The sequence below is a fragment of the Clostridium sp. HV4-5-A1G genome, assembly GCF_900184915.1.
Classification (GTDB): domain Bacteria; phylum Bacillota; class Clostridia; order Clostridiales; family Clostridiaceae; genus Clostridium_B; species Clostridium_B aromativorans.
Window position 1 is genome coordinate 1 of the sequence record NZ_FXYI02000184.1, and the last position, 6721, is coordinate 6721.

The 6721-nt window shown below is 32.4% G+C and carries 6 protein-coding genes and 1 other annotated feature; all 6 genes read left to right on the forward strand.

From position 1 onward, the window contains the following. The first annotated feature begins 155 nt into the window (after positions 1–155). The 6 genes from J5G60_RS15350 to J5G60_RS15375 all read left to right on the forward strand — a co-directional run bounded on the left by J5G60_RS15350 (position 156) and on the right by J5G60_RS15375 (position 6636). On the forward strand, positions 156–2000 hold the full coding sequence (locus J5G60_RS15350; RefSeq protein ID WP_150358769.1) for an APC family permease: 1845 nt from the start codon (positions 156–158) through the stop codon (positions 1998–2000). A gap of 145 nt (positions 2001–2145) precedes the next feature. Further along, positions 2146–2583: an ACT domain-containing protein gene (locus J5G60_RS15355; RefSeq protein ID WP_150358770.1), complete on the forward strand. Its 438-nt coding sequence runs from the start codon at positions 2146–2148 to the stop codon at positions 2581–2583. A 45-nt stretch (positions 2584–2628) separates the two neighbouring features. After that, positions 2629–2929, forward strand: a binding site (T-box leader). Between the two features lie 80 nt (positions 2930–3009). Then, positions 3010–4254: a homoserine dehydrogenase gene (locus J5G60_RS15360; protein ID WP_150358771.1), complete on the forward strand. Its 1245-nt coding sequence runs from the start codon at positions 3010–3012 to the stop codon at positions 4252–4254. A 53-nt stretch (positions 4255–4307) separates the two neighbouring features. Beyond that, positions 4308–5207, forward strand: a complete 900-nt coding sequence (gene thrB / locus J5G60_RS15365) for a homoserine kinase (protein WP_150358772.1) — start codon at positions 4308–4310, stop codon at positions 5205–5207. Between the two features lie 151 nt (positions 5208–5358). Further along, a complete protein-coding gene (locus J5G60_RS15370) occupies positions 5359–5862 on the forward strand; it encodes a GNAT family N-acetyltransferase (RefSeq protein WP_150358773.1) in 504 nt (167 codons plus the stop codon). Between the two features lie 63 nt (positions 5863–5925). Next, complete coding sequence (locus tag J5G60_RS15375; RefSeq protein ID WP_150358774.1) at positions 5926–6636, forward strand: SPOR domain-containing protein; 711 nt, start codon at positions 5926–5928, stop codon at positions 6634–6636. Positions 6637–6721: the final 85 nt, after the last annotated feature.

The following is a 6721-nucleotide window of genomic DNA, read 5'->3' on the forward strand; positions in this document are numbered from 1 at the left end:
AATATATAGAATATAAAATATTTACAGGTAGATTGTCCAATTCTATTTAAAATAGTCTTAGAATCTTAAAAAGAAAGCTGTCATAAAAGTGAATAATAATATATAATCATTCCATACTAAAGTTAAAGTAAAATTTACTTTTAGAGGTGCAAAAAATGGTATCTAAATTGGGAAGATTATTAATTGGTAAAAGCTTAAAAACCAATGAATTGAAATCCGAGAAATTCAATGTATTTTGGGGACTACCAGTACTGTCCAGCGATGCGATATCCTCAGTCGCATATGCAGGTGAAGAGATACTCTGGGTACTAATACCTGTTTTAGGTATAATGTCATATAAATACATGTTTTATTCAGCACTTTGCATTGTGTTTTTAATGATTTTGGTCACACTTTCATATAGACAAACTATAGATGCTTATCCTCAAGGAGGGGGGTCTTATATTGTTGCAAAAGACAATCTTGGAACAATCCCTGGACTTGTAGCAGGAGCATCTTTAACTATTGGCTATGTTTTGACCGTAGCAGTAAGTACATCTGCAGGTACAGCAGCTATAATCTCTGCAGTGCCTGTACTATTACCTTATAGGGTTACTATAACCCTATTATTTATATTTATTATAACCATAGGTAATTTAAGGGGGATAAGGGAATCTGCAAAGGCATTCGGTACCCCCACTTATTTATTTATGATTGTGATATTGTCTATGATATTTTTTGGAATATTTAAAGTGAAGGTGTTGGGATACGTACCTGAGCCCATGTATAAAATACCGACAGCAGTTTCTAATATAACTGTGTTTTTGTTTTTAAGGGCTTTTTCTTCAGGATGCACGGCACTTACTGGAATAGAAGCAGTGAGCAATGGTATTCCCAGCTTTAAGGAACCTTCACAGAAAAATGCCAAGAGAGTTTTAGAACTTTTGGCATTGGTGGTGCTTGTAATATTTGGAGGAGTGTCTTATCTTGCCACTCTCTACCATGCAGTACCTAATTCAGATGTAACTGTAGTTGCCCAAATCGCCCATCAGGTATTTGGCGGCAATATTATGTTTTATTTGGTCCAAGTGACTACTGCCATTATACTCATAATGGCCAGCAATACTGCCTTTGCAGGACTTCCGCTCTTGCTGGCTTTTATAGCTAAGGATGGATTTGCTCCAAGGCAGTTTGCCAAGAGGGGAAAAAGACTTGGATATTCAAATGGAATCATAACCCTTGGATTGGTTTCAGCCATGCTGGTTGTTATGTTTCAAGGAGATACTCACTATTTGATGCCACTGTATGCAGTGGGAGTTTTTATATCCTTTACATTGTCCCAGGCGGGAATGTTTAAAAGATGGATAAGGCTCAAAAGTAAAGGCTGGATCCGCAGGGCTGCCATAAATGGTATAGGTACGCTTGTTACCTTTGCCACAGCTGTTATACTGGGGATAACTAGATTTTTAAATGGAGCATGGATTGTATTCATACTTATACCTGCATTGGTTTATCTTATGATAGCTGTTAGGAGACATTATTCTGAAGTGGCCAGACAGTTGAAACTTACGTTAAATGAGAGACCCAAGGAAAAAGTGGATATATCTAAACAAAAGCGATATGTAATAGTACCTATAGATACTTTGAATAAGTCTTTTTTAAAAGCCTTAAATTACGCCAGAACAATATCAGACAATATAATAATTTTTCACGTGTCAGTAGATGATGAGGCTACAAAAAAGCTTTTAAAAAAATGGCACGAGTATAATGTAGATATACCCATAGTGGTGAAAAGATCCCCTTATAGAAGTATATTGGGGCCTTTGGTCAAATTTATAGAGTCGGAAGAATATGCAGCGGGACCTAAAGATACTGTGACAGTGGTTCTGGCCCAGCTTGTGGTTACAAAATGGTGGGGGAATATACTTCACAATCAAACTGCATTGTTTATCAGAACCATGCTTCTTAGAAGAAGAAATATAGCTGTAGTTACAGTTCCGTATATAATATTTGAGGATTAAATATAAAAATGGCAAAATGCCATTTTTATATTTAACAAAATTTTTTTATGAAAATTGTTGATTATTTATGTAAATTGTGATATTATAATTTACATATTCAAGTGAAGTACATGTGTATTTTATTTGCGAACAAGGACGGGATTTTATGAATGCTAAGTTTCTCATAATTGATACTAGAATACTTCCTGATGTATTTACTAAGGTGGTAAAAGTGAAGGAACTCTTGAGAACTAAAGAGGTAAAAGATATATCAGAAGGAGTAAAGAAAGTTGGTATAAGCAGGAGCACTTATTATAAATATAAGGATGCAGTTTTTACATTATCTGAAGGCATAATTGGTCACAAGATAACTATTGGATTGATTTTAGCCCATAAAGCAGGTACTTTGTCTAAGATACTTGATATAATAGCTCAAAAAAAAGGTAACATACTCACTATAAATCAGGACATACCTATCAATAATGCTGCTACTGTATCTATAACTTTTGATGCTTCTAAATTAGAAGTAGAGGTCAACGAATTGTTGGAAGATATAAGGAATTTAAAGAACGTTATAAAAGTTAATTTAGCTGCAGTAGAATAGAAATATAATTGTGTTTAATTATACATATAGTATTTAATTTCAAATAAAAAAGCTATGACAAGGAAGAGTAAACAATCAACTGTTTTTAGAGAGGGGAATTCATAGGCTGAAATATTCCTCAAGCGAGAGTTGTTGAAAACCACCTTTGAGTTGTATATTGAAGCTTAAACAGTAGATATTTCCGCAGGTCTGCGTTAAGGATTTTAGAGATGGCAGTAATTTAATTGTATCATGTATTTACAGTTATTATTGATGTATGTAACATATATAGAGGGGAATGTATGTTCTGCATTCTTTTGACATTGCTGCTAATTTGGGTGGAAACACGATAAAACTCGTCCCATAAAGGGGATGGGTTTTTATTTTTTTAGCTATAATTTGATACTTTAGCAATTTAGATTATTAAAATAAAAGGGAGGCTGTTAAATGATAAATATAGCAATGCTGGGATATGGAGTAGTAGGCAGCGGTGTAGCTGAATTGATATTGAGAAATAAGGATAAATTTAAAACTGAATTAAACGAAGAACTTGTATTGTCAAAAATTTTGGTCAGAAATCTTGAAAGACATGCAAATAATAAGAACAGGGAACTCTTAACGGAAAATATAGATGATATTTTTAAAGAAAAAGTAGATATTGTAGTAGAAGCCATGGGTGGACTTGATCCATCCTACGAATATGTGAAAAGGGCCTTAAATATGAAAAAACATGTTGTTACAGCCAACAAGGATTTAATTGCAGAATATGGATATGAACTTCTGAGGTTGGCCAGGGAAAATGGAGTTACAATTCACTTTGAAGCAAGTGTAGGAGGGGGAATACCCATACTGAAGTCGATAAATGAGTGCCTTGTAGGAAACCAAATAAAAAGTATAAAATCCATATTAAATGGTACTACGAATTTTATACTATCCAAAATGAACCATAATGGGATGAGCTATGAAAATGCACTAGAACTTGCACAGAAACTGGGCTTTGCAGAGGCAAATCCTGAATCAGATGTAAAAGGTTATGATGCTGCAAGAAAGCTCTCTATTTTGTCCACTATTGCCTATAATATAAGGGTGAGTTGGAAAGATATAAATATTGAAGGAATTACAGAAATTGACAGCGATGATTTTAGGTATGCAAAGTTAAAAAAATGTAATATAAAGCTTCTGGGTATCAGTAAGGTTTTCAATGATCATGTATATGCATCTGTTATGCCTGTCATGGTGAAAGAGGATTCGGTACTTGGAAAAATAGAGGATGAGTACAATGCAATTTTAGTAGAAGGTGATGCTGTAGGAGATGTGATGTTTTCAGGAAAGGGTGCTGGAATGTTTCCAACGGCCAGTGCAGTTTTTGGAGACATAGCAGATATAATTGAACACAAGAACGAAAAATCTATTGTATTCGGTAAAGAAAAAGCAAAGATAAATGGAAGCTGGGGGCTGAAGGGTAAATGGTTTATGCGAATAAAGACAGATAACAGGATGAATGTTATAGAGAGCTTACCTGTAAATTTCAAAAAATGCTATATTTTATCTAATGATTTTTCAGGAAATAAAAATGAGGTGGTAGCTTTTGTAATCTCAGATAATGAAAATGCTGTGAATAATTATATTGAAAAAATAAGAGATAAAAAATGCGTTAAATCAGTAAAAAAAATTTTGGTTCTAGATAAATAGTAGATTGTATTTCTCAAAATAATAAATTTTTATAGATAGGAGTGATATAAGAAATGGCTAAGGTAAGAGTTAGAATACCTGCAACTACTGCTAACATGGGACCTGGATTTGATACTTTAGGTATGGCTTTAAAGTTATATAATGAAATTGAAGTCGAGGAAATAGACAGACCCACAGAAATATACAACAATGATTTGAAATTAGAGAAGGATTTTAAAGATAATCTCATATATAAAAGTATAGCGGAAACTATGAATAGACAAAAATATCCCTACGAGGGGTTTAAAATAAACGTAATTAAATGTGATATACCTATTTGTAGAGGCCTGGGAAGTAGTTCTGCCTGTATAGTTGGTGGAATATCGGCTGCTAATGCAATTATGGGAAACAAGATGAGTTTGGAGAATATAATTGATCTGGCCACAGAAATAGAGGGTCATCCGGATAATGTAGTGCCGGCTACTCTGGGGGGAATGGTTATATCTCTTAGGGTAGGGGAGAAGATAAAGTATTCTAAGGTGACCATTCCAAGTAAATTGAAATTTGTTGCTATGATACCATCTTTTCAAGTTAGTACAGCTCTCTCAAGAGAAGTGCTGCCAGCTACTTATTTAAAAGAAGATTGCATATTCAATATATCGAGATCTGCTATGCTTATAAGTGCTCTTTATAACAGTGAATTTGATAAATTGAGGATATGTTTTGGGGATAGGGTGCATCAGCCTTATAGAAAAAATTTAATAAAACATTCCGAGGCCATATTTAAAAGATCAAAAGAACTGGGATCTATAGGTGAATTTATAAGTGGTTCAGGATCTACACTTATGGCTGTGCTGGATGAAAATGTAGATGAATTTATGAAGTCAATGAAGAATTTTTTAGATAAGTTAGAAGATAATTGGAATATAATGCTACTTGAACCGGATTTAGAGGGAGCTAAGATTGCCAGTTGATGGTTAACGTGCGGATCAAATGGAACATTTGTATTTTTGTATATTGCTTATTGATTAGTGCTATAGAAGATAAGAATATGAAATAAAGGAGTTTTGATTGCTTGTATAGAATTCTAAAATTGATAATTTAATATACAAAAGAGGTGAAGCTATGCTTGATGTTGAAATGATGCTTAGAGATGATATAGAAATTTCTAATGTGCATCATCGGGATTTAATCGAGATAAAAAAATGGATGGAGATGAAAAATGCTTTTGCCAGAGAGGAGACAGATCTAGATAAACTTACAGAAAGATTTTTGGAAAGCTATATAAGTGAATGTGAATTTTTTTTGAAGATAAAAAAAAATAACAAATTAGTAGGTATATTGAAGGGAAGGATTGAGTTCAAAGTTGAAAATGAACTCTGGATATGGTTTTTCTATCTGGATAAAATATACGATGATTTGAGGGACTTTATAATAATTGAACTTATGAATTATTTTTCAAAAGAATATAATGCGACTGTTTTCTTTACGAGAGTAATTAAAAACGAAATTGAAAATTTGAATTTTTGGAAGCAAATGGGATTTAAAACAATTAGAATGGTAAAAAATTTTTACAATGTAAATGATAGATATATGGATATGATAATTATGGGAAAAGTTAATGGCTAAAGGTAATATTTTTTTTTACACCCTAATAATATATATAAATAGCATAAAGTAGGGGTGAAAAAAATGAAGTACACACGATACGATTTAAAAAAGGATAATAGTACTAAAACTTTTGTGATTTTTATATTTATAATACTTTTGTCAGCATTTATATTGGGAACTTTTATATTCCAGATTATAGTAAAGAACCCGGTTAACCTGGGTTATACCAATACATCCCAAAATAAGACAGAAAGTGAATATGAAAGTAATTCAGTTTTAAAAAATGAAGATGTAAAATTTGTAGCTGTTCAGGGCGGTATTTACAAGGATAGAAATAATGTGGAGAAAGAAAAAGAAGTGCTTTCTAAACATGGAATACCATTTTGTATCACGGAATCGGGTAAAACAAGAGTATTTTTAGGAATTTTTTCAGAAGATGATGCGGATAAAATTATGAAATCTCTTAGAGAACAAAATATTGAAACTTCCCCAAAGGTGTTTACGATAAAACAGGATGATATATGTGATACTGAGATAATTCAGATAATAGATGCAAACTTGAAGATACTGAATAAACTTTCCTCAGAAGATGTAAAATCAATACAGACTGTAGAATTAAAAAGATGGTGCTCTTCTATTGAAAAAGGAGAAGCAGGAAATTATAGGAATAAATCGATCTTAAAAGAATTGAAGGAATATATAAATAAACTTCCTAAGGAAATAACAAAGGATAATAATGATGAGAATTATGTTTATTTATTTAATGAGTTGAATAAAATAGGCTCTAATTAAGTTTAAAATATTCTAAATATGGTTATTATCGGCAATGGCTAGTAAGGGTATATTTATACCAGTACCTGCCATTTTTATATTAAAT

Bases quoted from the DNA above. Each gene is read 5' to 3' on its own strand.
- J5G60_RS15375 (WP_150358774.1), top strand. From the start codon at position 5,926: ATGAAGTACACACGATACGATTTAAAAAAGGATAATAGTACTAAAACT.
- thrB (WP_150358772.1), top strand. From the start codon at position 4,308: ATGGCTAAGGTAAGAGTTAGAATACCTGCAACTACTGCTAACATGGGA.
- J5G60_RS15360 (WP_150358771.1), top strand. From the start codon at position 3,010: ATGATAAATATAGCAATGCTGGGATATGGAGTAGTAGGCAGCGGTGTA.
- J5G60_RS15370 (WP_150358773.1), top strand. From the start codon at position 5,359: ATGCTTGATGTTGAAATGATGCTTAGAGATGATATAGAAATTTCTAAT.
- J5G60_RS15355 (WP_150358770.1), top strand. From the start codon at position 2,146: ATGAATGCTAAGTTTCTCATAATTGATACTAGAATACTTCCTGATGTA.
- J5G60_RS15350 (WP_150358769.1), top strand. From the start codon at position 156: ATGGTATCTAAATTGGGAAGATTATTAATTGGTAAAAGCTTAAAAACC.